The 26,555-nt window shown below is 63.8% G+C and carries 19 protein-coding genes; 13 read left to right on the plus strand and 6 right to left on the minus strand.

The window, feature by feature from the left end; translation table 11 throughout:
* Positions 1–36 precede the first annotated feature (36 nt).
* From ACP7AL_RS00980 to ACP7AL_RS00990, 3 genes are read left to right on the plus strand one after another with little or no spacing between them, the layout of a single operon-like run.
* Positions 37–1,488 (plus strand): EAL domain-containing protein, encoded by a 1,452-nt coding sequence (locus tag ACP7AL_RS00980; RefSeq protein ID WP_425987923.1) that lies wholly within the window; start codon positions 37–39, stop codon positions 1,486–1,488.
* A gap of 32 nt (positions 1,489–1,520) precedes the next feature.
* On the plus strand, positions 1,521–2,396 hold the full coding sequence (locus ACP7AL_RS00985) for a TIGR01459 family HAD-type hydrolase (protein ID WP_425987925.1): 876 nt from the start codon (positions 1,521–1,523) through the stop codon (positions 2,394–2,396).
* Positions 2,397–2,447: 51 nt separating this feature from the next.
* Positions 2,448–2,894 carry a DMT family transporter gene (locus ACP7AL_RS00990; protein WP_425987927.1) on the plus strand — a complete coding sequence of 149 codons (447 nt, stop codon included), beginning with the start codon at positions 2,448–2,450 and terminating at the stop codon, positions 2,892–2,894.
* Between the two features lie 76 nt (positions 2,895–2,970).
* Here ACP7AL_RS00990 and ACP7AL_RS00995 read toward each other — a convergent pair whose 3' ends face one another.
* The gene (locus ACP7AL_RS00995) at positions 2,971–3,366 is read right to left on the minus strand and encodes a response regulator (protein ID WP_006022043.1); all 396 of its coding nucleotides are present in this window, start codon (positions 3,364–3,366) and stop codon (positions 2,971–2,973) included.
* Positions 3,367–3,603: 237 nt separating this feature from the next.
* Between ACP7AL_RS00995 and ACP7AL_RS01000 the strand changes: the two genes are divergently transcribed.
* The 6 genes from ACP7AL_RS01000 to ACP7AL_RS01025 all read left to right on the plus strand — a co-directional run bounded on the left by ACP7AL_RS01000 (position 3,604) and on the right by ACP7AL_RS01025 (position 12,144).
* A complete protein-coding gene (locus tag ACP7AL_RS01000) occupies positions 3,604–4,578 on the plus strand; it encodes a bifunctional riboflavin kinase/FAD synthetase (protein ID WP_425987930.1) in 975 nt (324 codons plus the stop codon).
* A gap of 186 nt (positions 4,579–4,764) precedes the next feature.
* Positions 4,765–7,845 (plus strand): isoleucine--tRNA ligase, encoded by a 3,081-nt coding sequence (gene ileS / locus ACP7AL_RS01005; protein WP_425987933.1) that lies wholly within the window; start codon positions 4,765–4,767, stop codon positions 7,843–7,845.
* Positions 7,842–8,339: a signal peptidase II gene (lspA, locus tag ACP7AL_RS01010; RefSeq protein WP_425987936.1), complete on the plus strand. Its 498-nt coding sequence runs from the start codon at positions 7,842–7,844 to the stop codon at positions 8,337–8,339. The genes ileS and lspA overlap by 4 nt, the downstream gene beginning before the upstream one ends.
* A 138-nt stretch (positions 8,340–8,477) precedes the next feature.
* Entirely contained in the window at positions 8,478–9,209 is a 732-nt protein-coding gene (locus ACP7AL_RS01015; protein ID WP_425987938.1) for a hypothetical protein, read from the plus strand.
* 161 nt (positions 9,210–9,370) lie between these two features.
* Positions 9,371–10,771 carry a M16 family metallopeptidase gene (locus ACP7AL_RS01020; RefSeq protein ID WP_425987941.1) on the plus strand — a complete coding sequence of 467 codons (1,401 nt, stop codon included), beginning with the start codon at positions 9,371–9,373 and terminating at the stop codon, positions 10,769–10,771.
* Complete coding sequence (locus ACP7AL_RS01025) at positions 10,768–12,144, plus strand: M16 family metallopeptidase (protein WP_425987943.1); 1,377 nt, start codon at positions 10,768–10,770, stop codon at positions 12,142–12,144. The genes ACP7AL_RS01020 and ACP7AL_RS01025 overlap by 4 nt, the downstream gene beginning before the upstream one ends.
* Before the next feature lie 6 nt (positions 12,145–12,150).
* Here ACP7AL_RS01025 and ACP7AL_RS01030 read toward each other — a convergent pair whose 3' ends face one another.
* Positions 12,151–13,098 carry an alpha/beta fold hydrolase gene (locus ACP7AL_RS01030; protein WP_006022050.1) on the minus strand — a complete coding sequence of 316 codons (948 nt, stop codon included), beginning with the start codon at positions 13,096–13,098 and terminating at the stop codon, positions 12,151–12,153.
* A gap of 283 nt (positions 13,099–13,381) precedes the next feature.
* Here ACP7AL_RS01030 and ACP7AL_RS01035 point away from each other — a divergent pair, with 283 nt between their 5' ends.
* A complete protein-coding gene (locus ACP7AL_RS01035; RefSeq protein WP_006022051.1) occupies positions 13,382–13,843 on the plus strand; it encodes an Hsp20 family protein in 462 nt (153 codons plus the stop codon).
* Positions 13,844–13,944: 101 nt separating this feature from the next.
* Here the strand turns inward: ACP7AL_RS01035 and ACP7AL_RS01040 are convergent, their stop codons facing one another.
* Positions 13,945–14,844 (minus strand): hypothetical protein, encoded by a 900-nt coding sequence (locus tag ACP7AL_RS01040; protein ID WP_425987945.1) that lies wholly within the window; start codon positions 14,842–14,844, stop codon positions 13,945–13,947.
* A gap of 620 nt (positions 14,845–15,464) precedes the next feature.
* On the opposite strand from ACP7AL_RS01040, the gene gltB reads away from it, so the two are divergent.
* The 3 genes from gltB to ACP7AL_RS01055 all read left to right on the plus strand — a co-directional run bounded on the left by gltB (position 15,465) and on the right by ACP7AL_RS01055 (position 22,115).
* Complete coding sequence (gltB, locus tag ACP7AL_RS01045) at positions 15,465–20,183, plus strand: glutamate synthase large subunit (protein ID WP_425987947.1); 4,719 nt, start codon at positions 15,465–15,467, stop codon at positions 20,181–20,183.
* A 151-nt stretch (positions 20,184–20,334) separates the two neighbouring features.
* A complete protein-coding gene (locus ACP7AL_RS01050; RefSeq protein WP_425987949.1) occupies positions 20,335–21,792 on the plus strand; it encodes a glutamate synthase subunit beta in 1,458 nt (485 codons plus the stop codon).
* The gene (locus ACP7AL_RS01055) at positions 21,792–22,115 is read left to right on the plus strand and encodes a YnfA family protein (protein WP_425987951.1); all 324 of its coding nucleotides are present in this window, start codon (positions 21,792–21,794) and stop codon (positions 22,113–22,115) included. Before ACP7AL_RS01050 ends, ACP7AL_RS01055 begins: the two co-directional genes overlap by 1 nt.
* 77 nt (positions 22,116–22,192) lie before the next feature.
* Here the strand turns inward: ACP7AL_RS01055 and ACP7AL_RS01060 are convergent, their stop codons facing one another.
* From ACP7AL_RS01060 to ACP7AL_RS01070, 3 genes are all read right to left on the minus strand, one after another.
* Complete coding sequence (locus tag ACP7AL_RS01060; protein ID WP_425987953.1) at positions 22,193–22,579, minus strand: DUF1236 domain-containing protein; 387 nt, start codon at positions 22,577–22,579, stop codon at positions 22,193–22,195.
* Positions 22,580–22,696: 117 nt separating this feature from the next.
* Positions 22,697–24,748: a methyltransferase domain-containing protein gene (locus ACP7AL_RS01065; protein WP_425987955.1), complete on the minus strand. Its 2,052-nt coding sequence runs from the start codon at positions 24,746–24,748 to the stop codon at positions 22,697–22,699.
* 87 nt (positions 24,749–24,835) lie between these two features.
* Positions 24,836–26,536 carry a DUF459 domain-containing protein gene (locus ACP7AL_RS01070; protein ID WP_425987957.1) on the minus strand — a complete coding sequence of 567 codons (1,701 nt, stop codon included), beginning with the start codon at positions 26,534–26,536 and terminating at the stop codon, positions 24,836–24,838.
* Positions 26,537–26,555 lie beyond the last annotated feature (19 nt).

A 26,555-nucleotide genomic window follows, 5' to 3' on the forward strand; every position in this document is an offset into this window, starting at 1 on the left:
GTTAAGCTCGCTCCGGTTCGGGGTTGGGCAGGCTTCATGATCCGCATTTCGACGATTTTCATCGCCATCTGCATGGTGCTGATCGCAGCGTCGCTTGGCCTGATGCTGTATTCGCTGGCAGGGCTGAGCGTCTCCGAGTCCGCTATCGTCGCGCTGACCGCGCTGACCTTTCTGATCCTCTACAACGCCGTGTCGATGCGCCTGCGCGATCGCACCGATGTCGGCGGCCAGATCGCGGATCTGTCGCGCGGCACCGCGGATCTCGCGCGCCAGGTTGCCGAGTTCGGCCGCCGCATGAGCGCCATCGAGACCCGCCTGTCGGCGATCGACGCGAGCGGACAGGAGCGCGTTCAGACCGTCGCCAGCGAAATCAGCGAACTGGGATCGCTGGTCAGGCAACTTGCTTCGTCTGTCGCCTCCCATGACGACCTTCTCGCAAACGCCGTCAGCACACTGGCCGAGCAGCAGGCTGCCGAACCGGCGAACATTGCGGCGCCCGAGGCAAATCCAGCGGCGCCGGTAACCAGCGCCAGCACGCCTGCGCCCGCCAAGACGGCTGGCGCACCGCCTGCATCCGCCAACCTCAACAATACCCAGCTTCTCGTGGCGGTGAGAAACGCCATCGAGGCCAACCGCGTCGATCTGTTTCTCCAGCCGATGGTAACGCTGCCCCAGCGCAAGGTGCGGTACTACGAAGCCGTCGCACGTGTGCGCGACGACAAGGACCAGTTGCTGACCGCAAACGATTTCGTCGGCACAGCGGAAGCCGCCGGCCTGATGGGCCAGATCGATCACACCGTGATGCTTCGCTGCGTGCAGGTGCTGCGGCGGCTGATGGTGCGCTCGAAGGACGTCGGCGTGTTCTGCAACGTCTCGGGGACAACGCTGAGCAACCCCTCGGTGTTCGGACAGTGCCTCGACTTCCTCGAAGCCAACCGCATTCTCGCGCCGTCGCTGGTTCTCGAATTCAAGCAGAGCACATTCCGCCATCTCGGTCCGGTAGAGAGCGAGCATCTGGCAACACTGCAACGGCTCGGCTACGGCTTCTCGATCGACAACGTCACCGACCTGCGGCTCGATCCGCGTGAACTCGCCGACCGCGGCGTCAAGTTCATCAAGGTGCCGGCGGCGATGCTGCTCGACCAGAAGCAACTGGCCTCCGCCGACATTCACGCCGCAGACCTGTCCGATCTGCTCGGACGCTTCGGGATCGATCTCGTGGCCGAGCGGATCGAAGGCGAACGCGCGGTGGTCGACCTGCTCGACTACGACGTCCGATTCGGCCAGGGCTTCCTGTTCGCGCCGCCGCGTCCGCTGCGGCCCGAGGGCGCAGCTGCGCCAGCGGAACATGCCGCACCTGCGGCTTCCACGGTTGACGCCCAGGTCCGAAAAGAAGAAAACGCCGACGTCAAGTTCGACGCGAGAGCCGAGGCTCCTCGTGTAACCGGCAACGCCGCGCTGGCACGCCGGGCATCGGCGCAGAAATAACCAAAGCCTCCGCAGAGAAGTGATCCTTTTCCATGAAGCTGCCTGACGCCGCCGCGTTGCGATTCGCCGATCATTTGCGCGACCTCACCACCGGCGTCGACGTCATTCTGAGCGACGTCTGGGGCGTCATTCACGACGGCCTCACCGGTTTTGTCCCCGCCTGCGAAGCGCTGCAAACCTTCCGCAAGCAGGGCGGCACGGTGATCATGATCACCAACGCGCCGCGCCCGGCGGATTCCGTGCAGCGTCAGCTCCGCCGAATGAACATCTCCGACGACACCTATGACGCCATCGTGTCGTCGGGCGATCTCACCCGCAGCTTCGTGGCGTCACACAACCAGCAGGCGGTTTCCCAGATCGGGCCGGAGCGCGACAATCCGGTATTTCGCGGACTCGACGTGACGTTCACGACCATCGAGAACGCCGACTACGTCACCTGCACGGGCCTGTTCGACGACGAGACCGAAACCGCCGAGGATTATCGCGGCGTGCTCGAACAGGCGCGTGCGCGCAATCTCACCTTCGTCTGTGCCAACCCGGACATCGTGGTCGAGCGCGGCGACCGGCTGATCTATTGCGCCGGCGCCATTGCCGAACTGTACCGCGACATGGGCGGCGAAGTGATCTTCTACGGCAAGCCGCACCGGCCGATCTACGACCGCGCGCTTGAGCTGGCCGCGGAGAAGCGCGGCGCATCGACCCCGATCGATCGCGTGCTCGCGATCGGCGATTCCGTCCGCACCGATCTCAACGGCGCGAATGGAATGGGACTCGATTGCCTGTTCCTGACCCGCGGCATTCATGCCGTGGACTTCGAAGGGCTTGATGTCGCCGACGAATTCTCGGTGCAGCGGCTGTTCGGCGACGCCAAGCCGCCGTTCGCGCTGATGCGCGACCTGACGTGGTGAAACCGCACGGGCAAGATCGGATGCCCTGCGGTTCGTGATCTGAGGTGCAGCATGATGAAACTGGCTTTCCCGATCTTTCTGACGGTCGCAGCCGGCGCGAGTATCGTGATCCAGCAGGTCCTCAACACCAACCTGCGGACAGCACTTAACTCCGCGGTGTGGTCCGGTTTTACGAGCTATTTCGTCGGGCTCATCTGCATGGTGGTTCTCGCCGTTGTGTTGCGCGATCCCGTGCCGCAGATCGCGACGGTCGCGCGGATTCCGTGGTGGGCCTGGAGCGGCGGCCTGTTCGGCGCCATCTTCATCGGGCTCGCGATCGTGCTGATACCCACTCTGGGAGCTGCGACGTTCATCGCCCTCCTCGTCACCGGACAGATGCTGGCATCGGTGACATTCGACCACTTCGGCTGGCTGGGGCTCGCGCAGCGCTCGATCGATCTGCCGCGTCTGATCGGCGTCGCCATGCTGATCGGCGGCGTCGTTCTGATCCGGCGATGACGGGCGAGCCGACGGATAGCAAAATGCCCGGTGCGAACACCGGGCATTGAAATTCTGTGAATGATGGTGCCGCGGCTTACGCCGGCGCGTGATCCGGGAACACCGCCTCGATCTTGGTCTTCAGTGTCGCGGCGTTGAACGGCTTGACGATGTAGTTGTTCACGCCGGCCTTCTTGGCGGCGATGACGTTTTCCGTCTTCGATTCAGCGGTGATCATGATGAAAGGCGTGGTGGCGAGATTCGGATCGCCGCGCACTTCCTTGAGCAGATCGTATCCGGTCATCGGCTCCATGTTCCAGTCGGAGATCACAAGGCCATACTTCTTGCCGCGCATCTTGCTGAGCGCAGCCGAGCCATCGCTGGCGTCATCGATGTTTTCGAAGCCGAGTTGCTTGAGCAGATTGCGGATAATGCGGATCATCGTGTTGTAGTCGTCCACAACCAGAACCGGCATCGACAAATCCATGGCCATCGCTGTTTTTCTCCCTCGAACGCAGCAACCGGCGTGCGTTATCAACATTTTGCGGGCAGCTTCTGCCACCCGCAGCCGGGGCGAACCTAGCACCGGCGGCTTAAACAGCCCGTTAATCGGACCACATCGGGATTATCTTAAGTTGCGCCGTTAAGGCCTGATTCAGCAGCTTGACTCCGATGGCACGCCGGGGTCAGGTCCGGCCCGATTTCTTCATTTGTCTTCCTACCGGTACCCATGACGACAAGCTTTTCCGTCATTCGCGACGCCACTCCAACCAGCGCAATTGTAAAAGGCGCTGTGGTGGCAATGGGCAACTTCGATGGCGTCCATCTCGGCCATCGGGTGGTGATTTCTGCGGCCATCGATATGGCGCGCAAGCTCGGCAAGCCCGCATATGCGGTGACGTTCGAGCCGCATCCGCGCAGTTTTTTCAGCCCCAACACACCGCAGTTCAGGCTGACCGATGAAGCCGCCAAGCTGCGCCTGCTCGCCGGCACCGGCCTCGACGGCGCGGTAGTGATGACGTTCGATGGCGCCCGCGCCGGCACCACGGCACAGGATTTCATTAACCACGATCTCATCGGCCGGCTCGGAATCAGCGGCATCGCCGTCGGTTACGATTTCCATTTCGGCAAGGGCCGCGCGGGCTCGCCGTCGCTGCTCGCCAGCGAGATGCCGAAGCTCGGTGTCGAGGTCCACATCCAGGCTCACGTCGATATTCTGGATCGCCCGGTCTCCTCCAGCGCGATCCGCATGGCGCTGGCTGAAGGACAGGTCACCGAGGCGACTGCGATGCTCGGCGCGCCGTGGTTCATTTCGGGCGAGGTCATTCACGGCGAGAAGCGCGGTCGCGATATGGGCTATCCCACCGCCAATATCCGTCTCGACAAGAACTGCGGCCTCAAGCATGGCATCTATGCCGTGCGGGTCGGAATCGGCGACAAGCGCCTCGACGGTGTCGCCTCCTTCGGCCGCCGTCCGACTTTCGACAACGGCGCGCCGCTGCTGGAAATCTTCCTGTTCGACTTCAAGGGCGACCTTTACGGCCAGAAGCTCGATGTCGCGTTCGTCGGCTTTATCCGCGACGAACTGAAGTTCGACGGGATCGACGCCCTGGTGCGCCAGATGGATGACGACAGCGCAAAGGCCCGCGCCCTGCTCGCCGCGGCCCCGGATGCGTTTCCGAAGCTCGGAATTGTCACGAATTGAGCGGCTTGCGGGCCTTTCCGATGCCCCCCATGCCTGCTATCTAGGCGTCATGTTGGCGCAGCGCACCATAATCGGCATTAGCGGCCCGGCTTCCGTCTGAGCACACGCTCGGCGCAAGACCGGGATCGATTTTCATCGCTGCACATTACGTGCGCGCCAGCGCCATTCGAGCCAAGCCAGAGCATCATGTCCGACAAGCCCCAAAAGTCCGTTGCCCCCAAAGCCGACGGCAACGATTACTCCAGCACTCTTTATCTGCCGCAGACCGAGTTTCCGATGCGTGCGGGCCTGCCCCAGCAGGAACCCAAAATTCTGGCGCGCTGGAACGAGATCGACCTGTACGGCAAGCTCCGCGAGGCCGCGAAGGACCGCGCGAAATTCGTGCTGCATGACGGCCCGCCCTACGCCAACGGCAACATCCATATCGGCCACGCGCTCAACAAGATCCTCAAGGACGTGGTGACCAAGAGCCAGCAGATGCTCGGCTTCGATTCCAACTACGTGCCGGGCTGGGACTGCCACGGCCTGCCGATCGAGTGGAAGATCGAGGAAGAGTACCGCGCCAAGGGCAAGAACAAGGACGCGGTGCCGATCGTCGAATTCCGTCAGGAGTGCCGGGCGTTCGCGCAGAAGTGGGTCGACATCCAGCGCGAGGAATTCAAGCGCCTCGGCGTGGTCGGCGACTGGTCGCATCCGTACATGACGATGACCTTTCCGGCCGAAGCACAGATCGCGCGCGAGCTGATGAAGTTCGCCGCCAACGGCACGCTGTATCGCGGCTCCAAGCCGGTGATGTGGAGCGTGGTCGAGAAGACCGCGCTGGCCGAGGCCGAAATCGAATACGAGGATTATACCTCGGACGCGGTGTGGGTGAAGTTTCCGGTCAACGCCGCGCACGGCCGCCTCGCCAAGGCCTCGGTGGTGATCTGGACCACGACGCCGTGGACGCTGCCCGGCAACCGCGCCATCAGCTTCTCGCCGAAGATTTCCTATGGCCTCTACAGGATCACCGACGCGCCCGCCGACAACTGGGCGAAGACCGGCGATCTTCTGATCCTCGCCGACAAGCTGGCCGAAGACGTCTTCAAGCAGGCGCGCGTGACGTCGTACGAGAAAGCCGGCGACGTTTCCGCCGATATTCTCGATGCGATCGAGTGCAGCCACCCGCTGAAGGGTCTTGCCGGCGGCTATGAATTCACCGTGCCGCTGCTGGCCGGCGATCATGTCACCGACGACACCGGCACCGGCTTCGTGCATACCGCGCCGAGCCATGGCCGCGAGGACTTCGACGTCTGGACCGCCAACGCGCGCGAACTTGAAGCGCGCGGCATCAGTCCGGTCATCCCCTACACCGTCGATGCCGACGGCGCGCTGACCGAGCACGCGCCGGGCTTCACCGGCAAGCGCGTGCTCACCGACAAGGGCGAGAAGGGCGACGCCAACGAAGCCGTCATCAAGGCGCTGATCGCGCGCGGCATGCTGCTGGCGCGCTCACGCCTCAAGCACCAGTATCCGCATTCGTGGCGCTCGAAAAAGCCGGTGATCTATCGCAATACGCCGCAATGGTTCATCGCGATGGACAAACCGTTTTCTCTTCCCTCCCCCCTTGCGGGGGAGGGTCAGGGAGGGGGGTCGTCACAAACGCTGGCGGCTCTGGTCACCCCCACCCCCAACCCCTCCCCGCAAGGGGGAGGGGAAAACGACACGCTGCGCGCCCGCGCTCTGCAGGCGATCAGCGTCACGCGCTGGGTGCCCGAGCAGGGCCAGAACCGCATCACCGGCATGATCGCAGGCCGTCCCGACTGGGTGATCTCGCGCCAGCGCGCCTGGGGCGTGCCCATCGCCGTATTCGTGCGCGAGAAAGGCGACGGCTCCGCCGAGATCCTGCAGGACGAGGCCGTCAACAAGCGCATCGCCGACGCGTTCGAGAAGGAAGGCGCGGATGCGTGGTACGCAGACGGCGCGCGCGAGCGCTTCCTCGGCACGCACGCCAACGAGGAATGGCAGAAGGTCAACGATATCTGCGACGTCTGGTTCGACTCCGGCTCGACCCACGCCTTCGTGCTGGAAGACCCGGTGCACTTCCCGGGTCTCGCGGGCATCAAGCGCAAGGTCGATGGCGGCAACGACACCGTGATGTATCTCGAGGGCAGCGACCAGCATCGCGGCTGGTTTCATTCGTCTCTGCTGGAAAGCTGCGGCACCCGCGGCCGCGCGCCCTATGACGTGGTGCTGACCCACGGTTTCACGCTCGACGAGAACGGCCGCAAGATGTCGAAGTCGCTCGGCAACACGACCGAGCCGCAGAAGGTGATCTCGCAGTCCGGCGCCGACATCCTGCGGCTGTGGGTCTGCGCGACCGACTATGCCGACGATCAGCGCATCGGCCCGGAAATCCTCAAGAACACCATCGAAACCTACCGCAAGCTGCGCAACACCATCCGCTGGATGCTCGGCACACTGCATCACTTCAAGCGCAGCGACGCGGTGTCATACAGCGAGATGCCGGAACTGGAGCGGCTGATGCTGCATCGCCTGTCCGAGGTCGATGCCATCATTCGCCCGGCCTACGCGAATTTCGACTACAAGACGGTGATCGCGACGCTGGCGAACTTCATGAACACCGAACTGTCGGCGTTCTACTTCGATATCCGCAAGGACATGCTGTACTGCGATCCGCCGTCGTCGGTGGAGCGCAAGGCCGCGCTGACCACCGTGGACATCCTGTGCGACGCGATCCTGAAGTGGCTCGCGCCCGCCATCAGCTTCACCGCCGATGAAGCCTGGACCATGTATCGTCCTGACGCCGAACCGTCGGTGCATCTGACCACGTTCCGCGACGACCTCGACCGCTTCCGCGACGACAACCTTGCAAAGAAGTGGGAAACCATCCGCGAGGTGCGCCGCGTCGTCACCGGCGCGCTGGAAGTCGAGCGCGCGGCCAAGCGCATCGGCTCGTCGCTGGAAGCCTCGCCATTGGTCTACGTGTCCGACAAGGCGGTGTTCGCGACGCTGTTCGACGTCGATCTCGCGGAAGTCTGCATTACGTCGAACGCCATGGTCACGAACGAAGATGCTCCGGCGGGTGCATTCACGCTGGGCGATGTCCCCGGCGTGGCCGTGGTGGTCGAAAAGGCCGTTGGCACCAAGTGCGCGCGGTCGTGGAAGATTCTTCCCACCGTCGGGAGCGATCCCGAATATCCGGATGTCTCGCCTCGCGATGCGGAAGCGCTGAGAGAATGGAAGGCGCTGGGAGTCGGTGTGTGAACCCTCTCCTCCGCTCCGGTGTGATCGCCGCCGCCATAGCCCTGGTGCTCGATCAGGCCTCGAAGCTGTGGCTGCTGAACGTGTTCGAACTCGGCCCGCGCGGCACGGTTGCCGTGACGCCGTTCTTCGATCTGGTGCTCGCGTGGAATACCGGTATCAGCTATGGCTGGTTCCAGGACTCGGGTCCGGTCGGTCAGGCCATCCTGCTGGCGATCAAGGCCACGGCGGTGATCGTGCTGGCGGTCTGGATGGCTAAATCCGGCACCCGCCTCGCCGTCATCGGCCTCGGGCTCATCATCGGCGGGGCCATCGGCAACGCCATCGACCGGCTGGCCTATGGCGCGGTGGTCGATTTCGCGCTGTTTCATGTCCAGATCGGCGGAAAAACCTACAACTGGTACGTGTTTAACCTTGCGGACGTGGCCATCGTTGCCGGAGTTGCCGCCCTCCTGTATGACTCCTTTGTAACCCCCGGCGCCGCAAAAAGGCCCTGATAACCGGGGATACGCGTGAGTTATCGGCCAGTTGGCTCGCCGCCTGGCCCTCGGCAATCTGGCCTGCGGCGACATGCCCACGAGGACATGGCCGCGCCGTTTGATAACGGATTTGGACAACGGATCAGGATGAACGCAATGACGGGCGGCATCGGTTCAGGTTTGCATCTCTCATCGCGCCGCGCGACGCGCGTGCTGCGGTTCGCCGCCATCCTGCTTGGCGTCGGTCTGGTGCTGGGCGCCGGCCCGGTTCGCGCGCAGGACGCTGACGAAGAAGACGACGGCAAGACCTTCGAACAAAAGCTGATGGACAACCTGATGAGCGGCCTCGGCGGCAGGAAGCTCGAAGACGGATCCATCGAGTACCGCGAGCGCTCGCCGCTGGTGGTTCCTTCCAAGGTCGATGCTCTGCCTCCGCCCCAGAGCGGAAAGCGGAAGCTGGCCCCGAACTGGCCGAAGGATCCCGATGAAGCCGAGCGCAAGGCCGCTCGCGAAGCCGCCAAGCAAAAGGCGATCAGCCCGGAAGAAGCGCGCCTGCCCCTGATGCCGAGCGAACTCAACAAGCGTGCTCCGCGCAGCAGCAAGTCGGCGGACAACAATGCGCCCGGCGGCAACAATGCGAACGCGCCGCTGATGATGATGCCCTCGGATCTCGGCTACAGCGGCGGCCTGTTCTCCAATGTGTTCGGCAGCAGCTCGAAGACGGAAACCGAGAAGTTCACCACTGAGCCCGAGCGCAGCGAACTCACCCAGCCGCCGACCGGTTACCAGACCCCGTCGCCCAACTTCGCCTATGGCGTCGGCCAGTTGAAGGCTCCGAAGGAAACCTGCGACGCAGCCACCGGCAAATGCGAAAAGCGCTGGGACTGAGCTTGGGCTGAACTTCCTGGCCGCGCCGTCATGGTCGCGGCCCCGTGATAGCGATCCGCCCACCATTGATTTTTCAGAGGTGCGATCGTTTCAGATCCCGCAGCGTCGCCTCTCGCGGATTTGAATGTTTTCCGGGCGATAAATCTGCGATCCGGTAGAACATGATGATGATTTCCCGCCACCATATCGTCCGGGCCCTCGCTGCGCTCGGCCTTCTGCTCGCGCCGGCCGCCATTCACACCGCGGCGGCGCAGACCGCGCCGCAACGGCCGTCGACCTTCACACTCTCGAACGGCCTCAGCGTCATCGTCATTCCGGATCGCCGCACGCCGGTGGTCACGCAGATGATCTGGTACAAGGTCGGCTCAGCCGACGAGACGCCCGGCAAATCGGGCCTCGCGCATTTCCTCGAGCATCTGATGTTCAAGGGCACCAGCGCGCATCCGGCCGGCGAATTCTCCCAGTTGGTGGCGCGCATCGGCGGCAACGAAAACGCCTTCACCTCCTACGACTACACCGCCTATTACCAGCGCGTCTCGCGCGACAAGCTCGCGGCCATGATGGAATTCGAGGCCGACCGCATGACCGGCCTCGTTCTCAAGGACGAGAACGTGCTGCCCGAGCGCGACGTGGTGCTCGAAGAGTACAACATGCGCGTCGGCAACAGCCCGGATGCGCGGCTGACCGAACAGATCATGGCGGCGCTGTATCTCAACCATCCCTATGGCCGCCCGGTGATCGGCTGGCATCAGGAGATCGAGAAGCTGAACCGCGAGGACGCGCTCGCGTTCTACAAACGCTTCTACGCTCCCAACAATGCCACCCTCGTCATCGCAGGCGACGTCAGCGCCGACGAGGTCCGCCCCATGATCGAGGCGGCCTATGGCAAGATTCCACCGCAGCCGGCGATCCCGCCGCAGCGGATAAGGCCGCAGGAGCCGGAGCCCGCCGGGCCGCGCACCGTGACGCTGGCCGATCCGCGTGTCGAACAGCCAAGCCTGCGCCGTTACTATCTCGTCCCGTCGTCCGTCACCGCAACCCCGGCACAGGGCGCCGCGCTGGAAGTGCTGGCGCAGTTGATGGGCACCGGCAGCAACTCGCTGCTCTATCGCGCGCTGGTGGTCGACAAGCCGCTCGCGGTCAGCGCAGGCGCTTGGTACCAGGGCACGGGCGTCGATCCGACCCAGTTCGGCATTTCCGCCTCGCCAAAACCCGGTGTGGAATTTCCACAGGTCGAGCAGGCCATCGATGAGGTCATTGCGAAACTGGCGGCCGATCCGGTGCCGGCCGAAGAACTCGAGCGCATCAAGACCCAGATGATCGCTCAGGCGATCTACGCGCAGGACAGCCAGACCACACTGGCGCGCTGGTACGGCGCCGCCGTCACGGTCGGCCTCAGTGTCGACGACATCAGGGCATGGCCCGATCGCATTCGCGCCGTCACGGCCGAACAGGTTCGCGACGCTGCGCGGACATGGCTCGAGAAAAAGCGGTCCGTGACCGGCTATCTCATCAAGGATACGAGCGCGACGACCGCCAAGCGCGAGGAGAAACGTTCGTGATCATCACTCGCCGTCACCTGCCACGTCTCGCCGCCGCCTTTCTTGTCGCCACGTCATCGTTCGCCGCACTCATGACGCCGGCATCCGCCGCCGCGAAGGTTCAGCGCGTGGTGTCTCCCGGCGGCATCGAGGCCTGGTTCGTGCAGGACGCGACCGTGCCGCTGGTTGCGATGGAATACGCCTTCGCCGGCGGCTCAACGCAGGACCCCGCCGACAAACCCGGCATCGGCGCGTTCACCGCCAACATGCTCGACGAAGGCGCCGCCGATCTCGATTCGAAGACATTTCACGAGCGCCTCGAACGGCGCGCCATCGAGATGAGTTTTTCGGTGACCCGCGACTATCTGCGCGGCTCGATGCGGATGCTCAAGGAAAACAGCGACGAGGCTTTCGGCCTGCTGAAGCTGGCGCTGACAGCCGCGCGCTTCGACAGCGACCCGCTGGAACGTGTCCGCGCGCAGATGCTGTCCAGTGCACGGCGCGAAACCACCAATCCGGTGTCGATTGCGGGCCGCAAGTTCTGGGAACAGGCCTACGGCAACCATCCCTATGCGCGGCAGCCGAACGGCACACTCGAAAGTCTCCCCACGATCCAGTCCGCCGACCTGAAGGATTACGCGCAGCGCGTGATCGCGAGAGATACGCTCAAGATCGCCGTGGTCGGTGACATCACGCCGGAGGCGCTCGGCAAGCTGCTCGACGATACATTCGGCTCCCTGCCCGCCAAGGGCAACCTGACTCCGGTGCCGGAGGTGCAGGCCGCCAAGCCGCCGCTGCATACATCGGCCATCGTGGACGTGCCGCAGACCTCGGTGAATTTCGGCGGACCCGGCATCGCGCGCAACGATCCCGATTTCATGGCCGCCTACATCGTCAACCACATTCTCGGCGGCGGCACGCTGTCGACGCGGCTTTACAAGGAAGTCCGCGAGAAGCGCGGGCTGGTCTATTCGGTGTCGGAATCCCTGATCTGGATGAAGAAGTCGTCGCTGTTTGCAGGCTCCACCGCGACCCGCGCCGACAAGGCGAAGGAGACGCTGGACACCATCACCGCCGAAATCGCGCGCATGGGCAACGACGGCCCGACCCAGACCGAACTGGACGAAGCCAAGTCCTTCCTCAAGGGCTCGCAGATGCTGGCGCTCGACACCTCGTCGAAGTTCGCCACCGCGCTGCTGCAGTATCAGCTCGACGACCTCGGCATCGACTATATCGAGAAGCGCAATGCGCTCGTCGATGCGGTCACGCTGGAGGACACCAGGCGTGTCGCCAAGCGTATCTGGGGTCAGGGACTCTTGAGTGTCAGTGTCGGCCGTGCAGCACAGGCCGCGGCTCCGCCGCAGGCAACAGGCGTTGCGCCAAAGGCGAACTAGAACTGCCTACTTGAACAGCGGCGTGCCCGGCACAAAGGCATCGAACGCGGCCCAGAACTGCTGCCGGTAGCGATCCTGCTCCTGAAGGATTTCATGCTTGGAGCCGGCGATCACCAGATGCGATCCGGCGCGCAGGTGGTAGGCGAATTCCTCGATCGCGGCGGTCGAGACGATGGTGTCGCTGCTCGCGGCCATCATCAGGATCGGCAGCCTGATCTGCGAGGGATAGCTCGCCTCGCGGAATTCGACGATCGCTCGGAACGCGCTGTCGGCCCACGCCACCGTTGGCGACGCGATGCCGAGCGTCGGGTCTTCCTCGAAGATCGCGGCGTTGCGCGCATAGCGTACCGGGTCCGAGGTCAGCGGATTGTTGACGAAACTGTTGGTGCCGGTGAGTTCGCCGTTGCCGCCGGGCACGTAGCGGCCGCCCATGCCGAGCCAGCGGAGCGTGCGCACGAACATCCGCGTCGGTAATTTTGTCGCATAGCCCGGCAGATCGATCATCGGCGCGGACAGCACGATGCGGTCGAACCAGCGCTTGCCGGCATGCGCGACCCGCAGCAGCACGGCGCCGCCCATCGAATGGGCAAGCGCATAGTAGGGCGGCGGACAGTCCGGCAGCATCACCTGCTTTACGAAGGTTTCGACATCGACCTCGAAATCGGAAAACCTGTGGACGTAGCCCTTGCGGGGATCGCGCAACTGCCGCGACGAATGTCCCTGCCCGCGCCAGTCGATCATCGCCACCGCGAAGCCGCGCTCGCGCAGTTCGCGCACGGTCTCGAAGTATTTCTCGATGCTCTCGGCCCGCCCGGTGAAGACGCAGACGGTGCCCTTGCGGCCAGCCGGCGGCTGCCAGCGGGCAAAGCGCAACTCCGCGCCATCGGGCGTCTTGATGGTGCCGCTGACGACATTGTCGGGAACGGGATTGGCGGGGATGGAAACAAGCGTCATGCGGGGCCGATCAGGCGAAAGGAATCATGAAATTCGGAAAAAGATATTGCGGGCAAAAAGAGGGGCCGGGAACCCTCTTGAACCCCGCAAGGCCCCTCCCATATCAGTTTCGTGCAGGCCAGTTAAGGCTGCGCGCAGAACGAAAACCCGGCCCAATGGCGGGTTGTCTGCTCTTTGGAAAAGAGTGGCGCGTTGTGCAAGCGAGACGGTCTTGAGGACATTGCAAGCGCAATGGTCCGTCCCGCCTGAAAAACGCGCTGGTCGCTCACTTTGGAGGACTAACATGCGTACGTTTGACCTGACCCCCTTCTACCGTTCCACCGTCGGCTTTGACCGCCTCTTCTCGCTGCTCGATCAGTCCGCCAGCGAAAGCTCGCCGGGCTATCCGCCCTACAACATCGAGCGCACCGGGGAGAACAATTTCCGGATTTCGGTCGCCGTCTCCGGCTTTTCGCAGAATGAAATCTCGATCGTCGCCAAGGAAAACACCCTGACGATCAAGGGCGAGAAAGCCGCCAACGAGAACAGCCAGTCCAGCGAAGTGCTTTATCGCGGCATCGCGTCGCGCGCCTTCGAGCGCCAGTTCCAGCTTGCCGACTTCGTGCAGGTGAAGAACGCCACGCTCGAGAACGGCCTGCTCCACGTCGATCTCGTCCGCGAGATTCCCGAAGCGAAGAAGCCTCGCCAGATTCCGATCACCACGTCGGCCCCCGCGCCGCAGGTGACCGAGCAGGCCGCGGCCTAACCGTCCGGCTTTATCGAACCTCCCAAACTACCAACGCCCCGGTGCCCCGGGGCGTTTCTTTGCCGCGTCATGGTGAGACGTGACGTCACCGATGCGGAAGGTCACTCCAGCGACTGAACGTCGGGCATCGCCTGCGTCGGCCATAGTTTCAGCGTTGATGGTGCCGGCGTGGACGCCTGCGGCGCGGCCGCTGCAGCCGCCCCGACCGTCGCTGCTGCCGCAGATTTGTTCTCTGCTGTGGCCGGCTTCGCGGCCGGTGAAGGCTCCGCGGAGGGAGCCGTTACCTGCTGCGCCGGAGCTGCCGTTTGTGGCGTGGTCGTCGTTCCGGCTGGCGCCGGGGTCCGGCTCGCGGCCTTCGATCCGGGGCGCTGCGCACCCCTCGGGACTGCGTTCGGCGGGCGCGGCACGTTTCGCAGGTCGAGCAGGGCTCCGCGCCGGTTTTCATAGCCCGCATAGGTCGCAGGCGGCGGACCGGGCGGACCATAAACCGCCAGCATCCGCTCATCGACGGCCTGGGCCGGAATAAACCGCATGATCTGGCCGTTGCGGGCATCGATAATCAGGCGGCCGTCGTCGCCGTTCCGGTCGATCGCCGCGATGGTGTAGATCCAGCCGCGCTGGGTGACCCGGCCAAGCGGGGAGTAACCACTCGAACGCAGGACGGTCACGACCTGCTCGGGTGGCAGCATCGGGCGACCTCCCAATGTCGAGCGCTGATAGCGGGTCGAGGGGATCGCGGCATATGGGGGTGGTGCATAGGGCCGCTGGGTGTAAGGCCGCTCCTCATAGGAGGGCCGCTCGCTGGGCGGTCTTTCGTAAACGGGCGGCGGCAGCGGACGGTCTTCGTCCTCCAGAATTCGCGGCATGGAAATATGGATGTCACCCACGATCGGAAAATCGTCGGCGGCGAACGCCGGAGGCACGAAAACCAGTCCGGCTCCCAAGATGGCGCTGGCTGCGGCAGCCCGTCCGATCCTCTGTAGTGTTGAAAACGACGTCATCGCCATTGGCCTCCCATTCCGGGTCCCAATCCGTCCCCGGATTCCCAAAAATCCTGGGTCAAACGTGATTTCCGATTTCGGCGGAGCTAGGACCGGATGGCGGCGGCAATGCCTTAATCCAGCAGCGTTTCGCGGGTGGCTGCATGGCCTGCGCAGCGCATCCCAGTGTCCCGAATCCGCGGCTCGCCGCCTTCCGCCGCGCTGCCGTAGCGGGCTGGGGATTCGAAGGACACAGGACGATATTGATTCCAGTGTGGTTTCGGTTCGCAGGTCCACGAACGGAGCGCGCATCAGGGTTTCCGTGGACTTGCGAAGCACTACACTGGGAGGACTCTCACGCGCTTGTATGATAGGAAAAAGTTTGGCAATCTCGGCATTAGGACAGGACTACTGTCCCAATTTCCGGGTAATCTCGGCACGGCGTTTGCAGCGCCGGTAATATCAGCAGGCCGCATGGCAGCCGGAAACGGCACGCGCGAACTGCACTTTCTAAAGCGAGGCTCGTGACAGCGCGAGCGGTGGCCCCGAGGACTTCCCGAAGGGTTCCGCGAACGCCGAAGCTGCGGCCAAAATGGGTAAAAATAGACTGCCTCTAAATCCAAAGAGGCGTGAGGATGAGAATGAGCGGGTCAGAGTTCGAGCGGAATCAGATCGAGGTGGATGCGCCGATGGCGGACCCGGCCTTGAAACCGCGCGAGCATAACTGGCGTCCGGAAGCCGCGGGTCTTTACGATCCAGCGCTCGAAAAGGATTCCTGCGGCGTCGGCTTCATTGCCAACATCAAGGGCAAGAAGTCGCATCAGATCGTGTCCGACGCGATCAGCATCCTTTGCAATCTCGAGCATCGCGGCGCTGTCGGCGCCGACCCGCGCGCCGGTGACGGCGCGGGCATCCTTGTGCAGATTCCGCACGCCTTCTTCGCGCGCAAGGCGAAGGAAGCCGGCTTCACCTTGCCCGGTCCCGGCCAATACGCCGTCGGCCAGATGTTCATGCCGCGCGAGAAGTCCTGGCGCGAAGTCATCAAGGGTATCATCAAGGACAAGATCAAGTCGGAAGGCCTGAAGCTGTTCGGCTGGCGCGAAGTGCCGACCGACAACTCCTCGCTCGGCGTCACCGTAAAGCCGACCGAACCGACCTGCATGCAGGTCTTCATCGGCTGCGGCGACTGCGCGGACGAAGAGGATTTCGAGCGCCGTCTCTACATTCTGCGCAAGGCGATCTCAAATGCGATCTATCAGCGCCGCGAACGCGCGCTCGCCGGTTACTATCCGGTGTCGATCTCGTGCCGCACCGTCGTCTACAAGGGAATGTTCCTCGCCGACCAGCTCGGCAAGTACTATCCCGACCTGCACGAGCCGGATTTCGAATCCGCGCTGGCGCTGGTGCATCAGCGTTTCTCGACCAACACCTTCCCGGCATGGTCGCTGGCGCATCCCTACCGCATGGTCGCGCACAACGGCGAAATCAACACGCTGCGCGGCAACGTCAACTGGATGGCCGCACGTCAGGCCTCGGTCTCCTCCGAGAAGTTCGGCGAGGACATCGAGAAGCTGTGGCCGATCTCCTACGAAGGCCAGTCGGACACCGCCTGCTTCGACAACGCGCTCGAATTCCTCGTGCAGGGCGGCTACTCGCTGTCGCACGCGATGATGATGCTGGTGCCTGAAGCATGGGCCGGCAATCCGCTGATGAGCGAAGAACGCCGCTCGTTCTACGAATATCACGCAGCGCTGATGGAGCCGTGGGACGGCCCTGCCGCGATCGCCTTCACCGACGGCCGCCAGATCGGCGCGACTCTCGACCGCAACGGCCTGCGTCCGGCGCGCTATCTCGTCACCAAGGATGACCGCATCGTGATGGCGTCCGAAATGGGCGTGCTGAAGATTCCCGAGGACCAGATCATCACCAAGTGGCGCTTGCAGCCCGGCAAGATGCTGCTGGTCGACCTTGAGCAGGGCCGTCTTATCCCCGACGATGAGATCAAGGCGGAGCTTGCCAAGAGCCATCCGTATCGCGAGTGGCTGGACCGCACCCAGATCGTGCTCGAGGAAATGGCGGACGCGCCGGCCAAGGCCGCGCGCTCCAACCTGTCGCTGCTCGATCGCCAGCAGGCGTTCGGTTACTCGCAGGAAGACCTCTCCGTGCTGATGACGCCGATGGCGTCGACCGGTGAAGAAGCCGCGGGCTCGATGGGCACCGACACGCCGCTCTCGGCGCTGTCGAGCAAGCCGAAGTCACTGTTCACCTACTTCAAGCAGAACTTCGCACAGGTCACCAACCCGCCGATCGATCCGATCCGCGAAGAGCTGGTGATGAGCCTCGTCTCCATCATCGGCCCGCGTCCGAACCTGTTCGACATCGAAGGCCTGTCCAAGACCAAGCGCCTCGAAGTGCGCCAGCCGATCCTGACCGACGCGGACCTTGAGAAGATCCGCTCGATCTCCGACGTTGCCGACAATCACTTCAAGTCGCGCGCGCTCGACACCACCTTCCACGCCGGCCTCGGGGCCGCGGGCATGGAGCAGGTGCTGGAAGAGCTGTGCGGCCGTGCTGAAGCCGCGGTGCGCGAAGGCGTCAACATCATCATCCTCTCGGACCGCGCTGCGGGCTCGGATCGCATTCCGATCCCGTCACTGCTGGCGACCGCCGCCGTGCATCATCACCTGATCCGCACCGGCCTGCGCACTTCGGTCGGTCTCGTGGTCGAATCCGGCGAGCCGCGCGAAGTGCATCACTTCGCGTGCCTTGCAGGTTACGGCGCCGAAGCGATCAATCCGTATCTGGCATTCGAATCCATCATCGCGATGAAGGATCAGTTGCCGGCCAAGCTCGACGACAAGGAAATCGTCAAGCGCTACATCAAGTCGATCGGCAAGGGCCTGCTCAAGGTCATGTCGAAGATGGGCATCTCGACCTATCAGTCCTATTGCGGCGCGCAGATTTTCGACGCCGTCGGCCTGAAGGCGGATTTCGTTGCGAAGTATTTCGCCGGCACCCACACCCGTATCGAAGGCGTCGGCCTTGCCGAAATCGCCGAGGAAACCGCACGCCGTCATACCGAGGCATTCGGCGACGCGCAGATCTACAAGACCGCCCTCGATGTCGGCGGCGAATATGCCTACCGCTCGCGCGGCGAGGACCATGCCTGGAACGCCGAGACGGTGTCGCTGCTTCAGCATGCGGTTCGCGGCAACTCGCAGGAGCGTTATCGCGCCTATGCGAAGGTGCTGAACGAGCAGTCCGAGAAGCTGCTGACGCTGCGCGGCCTGTTCAAGCTCAAGACCGCAGAGGACGACAAGCGCAAGCCTGTGCCGCTCGACGAAGTCGAGCCCGCCAGTGAGATCGTCAAGCGCTTCGCCACCGGCGCGATGTCGTTCGGCTCGATCTCGCGCGAGGCGCACACCACGCTGGCGATTGCGATGAACCGCATCGGCGGCAAGTCCAACACCGGCGAAGGCGGCGAAGAGGCGGATCGCTTCAAGCCGATGGCGAACGGCGACAGCATGCGCTCCGCCATCAAGCAGGTCGCATCGGGACGTTTCGGCGTGACGACGGAATATCTCGTCAACTCCGACATGATGCAGATCAAGATGGCGCAGGGCGCGAAGCCTGGCGAAGGCGGACAGTTGCCCGGCCACAAGGTCGACGCGACCATCGCCCGCGTGCGCCATTCGACCCCGGGCGTCGGCCTGATCTCGCCGCCGCCGCATCACGACATCTACTCGATCGAAGATCTGGCCCAGCTCATCTACGACCTGAAGAACGTCAATCCTGACGGCGCGGTCTCGGTCAAGCTGGTCTCCGAAATCGGCGTCGGCACGGTTGCCGCCGGCGTTGCCAAGGCACGCGCGGATCATGTCACCATCTCCGGCTTCGAGGGCGGCACGGGCGCGTCTCCGCTGACCTCGATCAAGCATGCCGGCTCGCCGTGGGAACTCGGCATCGCCGAAACCCATCAGACTCTTGTGCGTGAACGCCTGCGCAGCCGCATCGTGGTTCAGGTCGACGGCGGCTTCCGCACCGGACGCGACGTTGTGATCGGTGCGCTGCTCGGCGCGGATGAAATGGGCTTCGCCACCGCGCCGCTGATCGCGGCGGGCTGCATCATGATGCGCAAGTGCCATCTCAACACCTGCCCGGTCGGCGTCGCGACACAGGACCCGGTGCTGCGCAAGCGCTTCACCGGCCAGCCCGAGCACGTCATCAACTACTTCTTCTTCGTCGCCGAGGAAGTGCGCGAGATCATGGCGTCCATGGGCTTCCGTACCTTCCAGGAGATGGTCGGCCAGAGCCAGATGCTCGACCAGGCGACCCTGGTCGCGCACTGGAAGGCCAAGGGTCTCGACTTCTCGAAGCTGTTCTTCAAGCAGCCTGCCCTGCCCGACCAGAAGATCTATCACTCCGAGGCGCAGGACCATCATCTGGAGAACGTGCTCGACCGCACCCTGATCAGGGAAGCACAGGCGGCGATCGACCGCGGCGCTCCGGTGAAGATCGAGGCTGAAATCTACAACACCGACCGCAGCGCGGGCGCGATGCTGTCCGGGGTTGTCGCCAAGACCTATGGCCACACCGGCCTGCCGCTCGACACCATCCATGTCAGCCTGAAGGGCACGGCAGGACAGGCGTTCGGCGCGTGGCTGGCGCGCGGCATCACCTTCGATCTGGAAGGCGAAGGCAACGACTATGTCGGCAAGGGCCTGTCGGGCGGACGCATCATCGTCCGGCCACCCAAGAACTCCGGCATCGTGCCGGAAGAGTCGATCATCGTCGGCAACACCGTGATGTACGGCGCTATCGAGGGCGAGTGCTACTTCCAGGGCGTCGCCGGCGAGCGTTTCGCCGTGCGCAACTCCGGCGCGGTCGCCGTGGTCGAAGGCGCGGGCGATCACTGCTGCGAATACATGACCGGCGGCATCGTCGTGGTGCTCGGCAAGACCGGGCGCAACTTCGCAGCCGGCATGTCCGGCGGCGTGGCTTACGTCATCGACGAGGACGGTACGTTCGAGAAACGCTGCAACATGGCGATGGTCGATCTCGAGCCGGTGCTGTCCGAGGAGATGATCAACCAGAACGCCTTCCATTCGTCCGGCGATCTCGAGGCGCATGGCCGCGTCGACGTGTTCTCGAACCTGCTCGGCGAGGACGTCGAACGGCTGCATGTTCTGATCACGCGGCACGCCAAGCTCACCGGCTCGGCGCGGGCGCAGCACATCCTCGCCAACTGGAAGAAGTATCTTCCGATGTTCCGCAAGGTGATGCCGGTCGAATACCGCCGCGCGTTGAAAGAAATGAAATCGCGCGAGCCGGAAGAGCCGAAAATCGCGATCGGGGCGTAATGTTTGGTGTCCCGTCACCCTGAGGTGCGAGCCGCATCGCGGCGAGCCTCGAAGGGCGGCGGGATGAACAGTCATCCTTCGAGGCGTGCAAAAGTGCGCACCTCAGGACGGCGTGAAGTGAGAACTTAGATTCAGGGGCGTCAGAGTCACCATGGGTAAGCCTACAGGTTTTCTTGAGATCGAGCGTCACGACCGCAAGTACGAGCCAGTCGCGGAGCGGGTGAAGGATTTCAAGGAATTCGTCATTCCGCTGAGCGAGAAAGACACGCGCGATCAGGCCGCGCGCTGCATGAATTGCGGCATCCCCTATTGCCATGGCACCGGCTCGGTTCAGCCCGGCACGCCCGGCTGCCCGGTCAATAACCAGATCCCGGACTTCAACGATCTCGTCTACAACGGCAACTGGGAAGAAGCCTCGCGCAACCTGCACTCGACCAACAACTTCCCCGAATTCACCGGGCGCATCTGCCCGGCGCCGTGCGAAGCCTCGTGCACGCTGAACATCGACGACAACCCGGTCACCATCAAGACCATCGAATGCGCCATCGTTGACCGCGCGTGGGACAGCGGCTGGGTCAAGCCGGAAATTTCAGCGACCAAGACCGGCAAGAAGATCGCCGTGGTCGGCTCCGGCCCTGCAGGCCTCGCCGCCGCGCAGCAGCTGGCGCGCGTGGGTCATGAAGTCCACGTGTTCGAGAAGTTCGCCAAGGCCGGCGGACTGCTTCGTTACGGCATTCCCGACTTCAAGATGGAAAAGGGCATCATCGACCGCCGTGTGGCGCAGATGGAAGCCGAGGGCGTGACCTTCCACTACAACACGCCGGTCGGCGGCAATTATGCCGGCGCTGTCGAGCCGCAGGACCTGCTGAAGGTCTATGACGCGGTGGCGCTGACCGGCGGCGCGGAAGCCTCGCGCGATCTGCCGATTCCCGGCCGCGACCTCGACGGCATTCACTTCGCGATGGATTTCCTGCCGCAGCAGAACCGCCGGGTCAGCGACGAGCCGCTCGGCGATGTCCGCGAAATTCTCGCCGGCGGCAAGGACGTGGTGGTGATCGGCGGCGGCGATACCGGCTCCGACTGCATCGGCACCTCGATCCGCCAGGGCGCGACCTCCGTCACCCAGCTTGAAATCATGCCGGCCCCGCCGGAGCGTGAGAACAAGGGCCTGACCTGGCCGAACTGGCCATTGAAGATGCGCACCTCGTCCAGCCAGGCAGAAGGCGCGGTCCGCGAATACGCCGTGCTGACGCAGAAGTTTTCGGGCCACGATGGCAAGGTCGCGAAACTGCATTGCGTTCGCGTGGACGACAAGTTCCAGCCGGTGCCGGGCACCGAGTTTGAAATCAAGGCCGAACTGGTGCTGCTGGCGATGGGCTTCGTCCATCCGGTGCACGAGGGCCTGCTGAAGAAGCTCGGCGTCGAACTGGACCCGCGCGGCAACGTGCGTGCCTCGACCAACAACTACCAGACCTCGGTCGCGAAGGTGTTCTCCTCGGGCGACATGCGCCGTGGTCAGTCCCTTGTGGTCTGGGCGATCCGCGAAGGCCGCCAGTGCGCCGCCGCGATCGATCAGTTCCTGATGGGATCGACCACGCTGCCGCGTTGATGACGGCTCTCATCTACATCGCAGCAGCCCTCGCCGAAATCGGGGGCTGTTTTGCGTTCTGGGCTTGGCTGCGGCTGGACAAATCCATCTGGTGGCTGGTCCCCGGCGTCATATCGCTTGTGCTGTTCGCCTACTTTCTCACTTTGGTGCCGAGCGATGCGGCCGGGCGCGCGTATGCAGCCTATGGCGGCGTCTATATCGCCGCATCGCTCCTGTGGTTGTGGGCCGCGGAGGGCGTGCGGCCCGACCGATGGGATATCGCGGGCGCAGCGCTCTGCCTGACCGGCGCTGCCGTCATCCTGTTCGGACCGCGTTGGGTTTAACCACCCAAAACAAAAAAGCCCCGTCCGATGACGGGGCTTCTTCGCTCGCATCATCCGCGCCGCTGTTCAGCGCGCCGTTACTCGATGACGCGAATGACACGCCGGGTGCGCGGCTCGACGATCACACGCCGATCATTCACCACCGCATAGTTATACTCGGTGTGGCTCGGCACCGGACGCAGTTCGACATAATCCGGCAGCGGCTCACCAACCACCACACGCTCCTTCACCACGACGGACGGTCCCGGCAACCCAGTGACCGATGAAATCACAGCCGCCGGAATATCAACCGCGGTTCCGACCGCCGCGCCGACAGTTCCGCCAACGGCGCCGCCGACCGGGCCGCCAATGGCTTGCCCCGTCGCCGCGCCCTCGCGCGCGCCCCGCTCTGTCGCGGTCTGCGCGAGCGCCATGCCCGGGGTGAGTGCGATTGCCGCGACAGCCATTGCCATACGAATCTTCATGTCATCCTCCTCTTCACGTTGAGAGGCTGACCAACGACCCACGGCTCGGGGTGTTCCGAAAAATGATCCGGGGAACCGGTGAAAACGTGAGCAGGAACCCGGCCTGTATTGAGAGGCTCAGTTTTTCTGAATCCAGAACTGATACATCGTCGCGAAGGTCGAAGGGTTCTCGGCTTCGAATGCCACCCAGTTGGCAAGATCGGTTGCCGTCCTGTCGTCCGGAAAGCGCCGGAAATAATTGTTCCGCGCCGGCGTTTCGAAGCCGAGAAAGGTAAAGCCGATCTCGCGCAGAAAATCCGCGATCTGCGGAATCGAAAACTGGTGCTCCTGCACATGAAACAGCAGGTCGCGGCACTCGCTCATGCTAAAGAAATCGCTGAAGCCTGTAATGTTGTGGAGCGGATCACCCGGCGCGCGGCCGGCGAATTCCGCCCGCAGGCGGCGGACTTCAGCGACCGAATAGTCCCTGCCCTGTTGCGCCAGATACGCGCGCGCGGCATTGATGTCGCCGCGCGCAGTCACGCTGTAAAGACCGATATGCATCAGCCCGCCAGGACGCACCAGACCGGCGAGCCTGCGCCAGCCCGCCAGCGGATCTTTCAGATGATGCAGCACACCGCTTGAATCGACGACGTCGAACGTCTTCTCGGTTCCCAGCGCCAGAATATCCGCCTGCGCATAACGCAGATTGGCCAGTCCCAATTCTTTGGTCTTCCGGATCGCATAGCTGAGGCTGCTGAGACTGAGATCGATGGCGAGGATGTCGGCGGATTTGAATTGCAGCGCGCGCTGGATCGCATGTTGCCCGGTGCCGCAACCCGCGACCAGGACATCGAGCGCACGATGTCCGAGCGGCTTGTACGGCACACCGGGAAACCGCATCCCGATATAATGATCGACCGGCAATGGCTGGACTTCCGCGGAGATGCTGCTCCATCGCGGATAGGGATTTTCCTCGTACTGCGCGCGAACCTTTTCCGAGACATCGTCCTCGATCGCGGTCAGCCGCTCGATCCCGGAACGGACCGCCTGTTCGTCGCGCGGATCGATAATCTGCTGGGCAATCAGCGGGGTCACTGAAGCGGGCCAGGATCGCTCCGCAAGCTGTTCGGCGCCGGGAACCGAATGCAGCGGCAGATAGCTTGCAAGAACCGCGAGCCTGATCGGCGCAACCGCTTCATTGCGCGTGATCGCCCCGGCAACCTCATCGCAAAGCCGGTCTAGCTGAACCGTCTCGTCTTCGGTGACGTCGAAGACGTACTCGTTGATGAAGCCCTGTTGGCCGAGCGCCGACGCCAGCGGCAGCCACGCCTCAAAGGCCTCGAACGCGCCTGACGCAATCTCGCTCAGCAATGCGCGGCGGACGGCTGTCAGAACCCGCTCGATTTCAACTGTCGTAACAGGCGAGGTGCCGAACAACGCTTCCAGCAGGCCGTCGCCATGCAACAGTGCGAGATCGTCACGCGTAAATAGCTCGGCCAACCGGGCGGAGCCTGCATGCGATAGCCGCTCGACACAGCGCGCCATCGCCGGACTGCGAAGCAGGATCACTCCCGCCGCAGCCGACAGATCGCGCGGGCGGCACCATGGCTCGCGCAAGGCGCGCACCAGAAGCTGGATGATGTTCGGATCAAGTTTGATGACCGCAGGATCGAGCGAGCGAAGCGCCATCACGAATGTCGATTTGAGTCCTGCGGTGTCGTCCGTCCGCAATCCGTCGGCGGCGATTGTCAAAGCTTCGCTGAAACGTCCGTGAAGCAGCAGCAACGCGGCGAGGTTGTTGTGCGCACCCGGGAAATCCGGACTGATCTCCAGCACCTTGCGATTGTGCACGATCGCTTCATCGTCGCGTCCGCAATCGGACAGGACCCGCGCCAGATTGTAATGCGGCTCGGCGCTGCGCTTGTCCGATGCGATCGCTTTTCGCAACAGATCGATGCCGGTGTCGCTGTGACCCAACTGATGCGCAAGCAGACCGAGATAGCCGAGCGCACCGGTGTGACGGGGGTTGGAAGCAAGCACATCGCGATAGTCCGCCTCGGCCTCGCGCAGCCGTCCGGCCTGATGATGCGCCATGGCCTGGTGGAACAGGGTTTCTTCGAGCAGGCTGGATGAGCGCGTGACGCCCTTGCCGGATTTTCCTTCAGCCCGGCGTTGTTTTCTGTTCACGATCTCGACCTGACGGAGTGTTCTGGAGCAGCCGCGCGGACCCTACTGCATCGACCGGATGCGATCCATATGCGGTGAGGGTTGGGATTACCAGCGTCCGAACAGGCCGCCGAAGCCGAAGCCCTGCGAGCCGATATTGCCCGGAGGCCGAAGGAAACCATCACGGAAGCCGTCACGCGGCGGCCCCGAACGTTGACGCTGCTGCGGCTGTGCCGAGGGATTGAACAGTCCCTGGACGACGACCTGCTTCTTGGGCTTCGGCTTCGACGGTGCGACGGTCCCGTCGGACGGCGCGCTGGCCACCACCGGATCGCTCGGCGGCGCGCTGAGCGCACCGACTTCGCGGCGCGGCCACGAGAAATCGTCCGCACGTCCTGCAGGTGCGGCAAGCGGCTCGCCCTTCACCAGCGTGCGCGCGGCAAGCGCATCGACCGACGCCGGCCGCGTGCCGACGCCGCCAAGCAGTTCGTCGGTGCCGACCTGCGAGGCCACCAGCGGCATCACCGGTCCCATCAATGGACGCGGGCCCGCTTCACCGGGACGAATATTGGAATCCGGCGCGAAGGTTTCGCTCGGCACGGCCAGCGGGCCATCGGTGTGGGCGGCAAGCACACGGCGGATTTCGCGTTCGGTGTAATGCGCCAGCTTGCGCGCACCGGCCTTGGTGAAGAAAACGCCGTCGGCCGAACGCAGGCGGCGGATCTGGCCCTCGAAGTCCGGGCCCTGTTGCGCGAAGCGCCCGGCATCATCGACGAAGCCGTCCCAGACATCGACATAGGTGATGCCGGCCTTGCCGGCGCCGTCGCGATAGAGCGCATCGAGGAACAGCATGTCCGATGTGGCCTTGGGGCCGCGAACGGCGGGCAGACCGACCCACAGCACCGGCACGCCCTTGGACTTCAGGACCGCGATCATCTCCTCGATCTTCTTGGCGTAGAGTTCGACCCAGCGCTCTTCGCGGAAGTCGTACATGCCGCCAGCCGAGCGTGACTTCTCCGGCGCCATGACCTGGGGCGCGTCATCGTCGTCGGGAGCGACCTCCGTATCGGACGGCTTGTTGTCCGCGGTCTTGTTCTCGGTGTCGGCAGCGGGTTTATCGCTGGCGGGCTTGTCGGCCGGCTTCGCCGCCTCGGCCTCGTTCGGCTTGGCTTCGTTAGGCTTGGCGCGGGAATCCTTCTTCGCGTTCTTCTTGTCCTTGTCGCCCGGCTTCTCGCCCGGCTTGGCGTCGGTCTTCTTCTCGACGACCGGCTCACGAATGGGGATGCGATCGTGCAGGCCGAGCATCACCACGATGACGTCGGGTTTCTCGGTGGCGAGAATTCCCTTCGCCGCCGCGGCCCAGTCCACCGGGTCGCCCTTCGGCTGATACTTGATCAGACCCGAGACGGTCTTGTGCTTGCGGATCACGCCGAGGTCCGGCGTTTCCGACAGCGCATCTTCAAGGCCGTAGGCAAGCCAGTCCGCCATGGCGTCGCCGAGCACCAGCACGTTACGCTCTGCGGGAGCATCGCGCTTGGCGGCCGCGGGCGCACGTGACGAATCCACCGGGCGCGGCGCCTGTGGCGCGGGGCCGAAACTGTCACCGAAAGGCGAGAAGAAACCGCCGCCGCGCTGCGGAGGGGGAGCTGGCCGCTGCGGGCGGCCGAAGCCGAAATCGAAAAACTGCGCCGAGGCCGGCGCAACAATGCCGAACAGCATGGCGCCCGCGACCGCAAGAACGGTCAGCGGTCCGCGCTCGGTGAACACGCGCAGGAAAGACGTCGGTTTCGGCCTGTTCGGTGTCGACATGGATCTTGGTCGCTCGCGC

The sequence above is a fragment of the Afipia sp. DC4300-2b1 genome (assembly GCF_049895725.1).
Classification (GTDB): domain Bacteria; phylum Pseudomonadota; class Alphaproteobacteria; order Rhizobiales; family Xanthobacteraceae; genus Afipia; species Afipia broomeae.

Excerpts from the sequence above, each read along its gene's own strand:
- ACP7AL_RS00980 (WP_425987923.1), top strand. The coding sequence starts at position 37 with ATGATCCGCATTTCGACGATTTTCATCGCCATCTGCATGGTGCTGATC.
- ACP7AL_RS00985 (WP_425987925.1), top strand. The coding sequence starts at position 1,521 with ATGAAGCTGCCTGACGCCGCCGCGTTGCGATTCGCCGATCATTTGCGC.
- ACP7AL_RS00990 (WP_425987927.1), top strand. The coding sequence starts at position 2,448 with ATGATGAAACTGGCTTTCCCGATCTTTCTGACGGTCGCAGCCGGCGCG.
- ACP7AL_RS00995 (WP_006022043.1), bottom strand. The coding sequence starts at position 3,366 with ATGGCCATGGATTTGTCGATGCCGGTTCTGGTTGTGGACGACTACAAC.
- ACP7AL_RS01000 (WP_425987930.1), top strand. The coding sequence starts at position 3,604 with ATGACGACAAGCTTTTCCGTCATTCGCGACGCCACTCCAACCAGCGCA.
- ileS (WP_425987933.1), top strand. The coding sequence starts at position 4,765 with ATGTCCGACAAGCCCCAAAAGTCCGTTGCCCCCAAAGCCGACGGCAAC.
- ACP7AL_RS01015 (WP_425987938.1), top strand. The coding sequence starts at position 8,478 with ATGACGGGCGGCATCGGTTCAGGTTTGCATCTCTCATCGCGCCGCGCG.
- ACP7AL_RS01020 (WP_425987941.1), top strand. The coding sequence starts at position 9,371 with ATGATGATGATTTCCCGCCACCATATCGTCCGGGCCCTCGCTGCGCTC.
- ACP7AL_RS01030 (WP_006022050.1), bottom strand. The coding sequence starts at position 13,098 with ATGACGCTTGTTTCCATCCCCGCCAATCCCGTTCCCGACAATGTCGTC.
- ACP7AL_RS01035 (WP_006022051.1), top strand. The coding sequence starts at position 13,382 with ATGCGTACGTTTGACCTGACCCCCTTCTACCGTTCCACCGTCGGCTTT.
- ACP7AL_RS01040 (WP_425987945.1), bottom strand. The coding sequence starts at position 14,844 with ATGACGTCGTTTTCAACACTACAGAGGATCGGACGGGCTGCCGCAGCC.
- gltB (WP_425987947.1), top strand. The coding sequence starts at position 15,465 with ATGAGCGGGTCAGAGTTCGAGCGGAATCAGATCGAGGTGGATGCGCCG.
- ACP7AL_RS01050 (WP_425987949.1), top strand. The coding sequence starts at position 20,335 with ATGGGTAAGCCTACAGGTTTTCTTGAGATCGAGCGTCACGACCGCAAG.
- ACP7AL_RS01055 (WP_425987951.1), top strand. The coding sequence starts at position 21,792 with ATGACGGCTCTCATCTACATCGCAGCAGCCCTCGCCGAAATCGGGGGC.
- ACP7AL_RS01060 (WP_425987953.1), bottom strand. The coding sequence starts at position 22,579 with ATGAAGATTCGTATGGCAATGGCTGTCGCGGCAATCGCACTCACCCCG.
- ACP7AL_RS01070 (WP_425987957.1), bottom strand. The coding sequence starts at position 26,536 with ATGTCGACACCGAACAGGCCGAAACCGACGTCTTTCCTGCGCGTGTTC.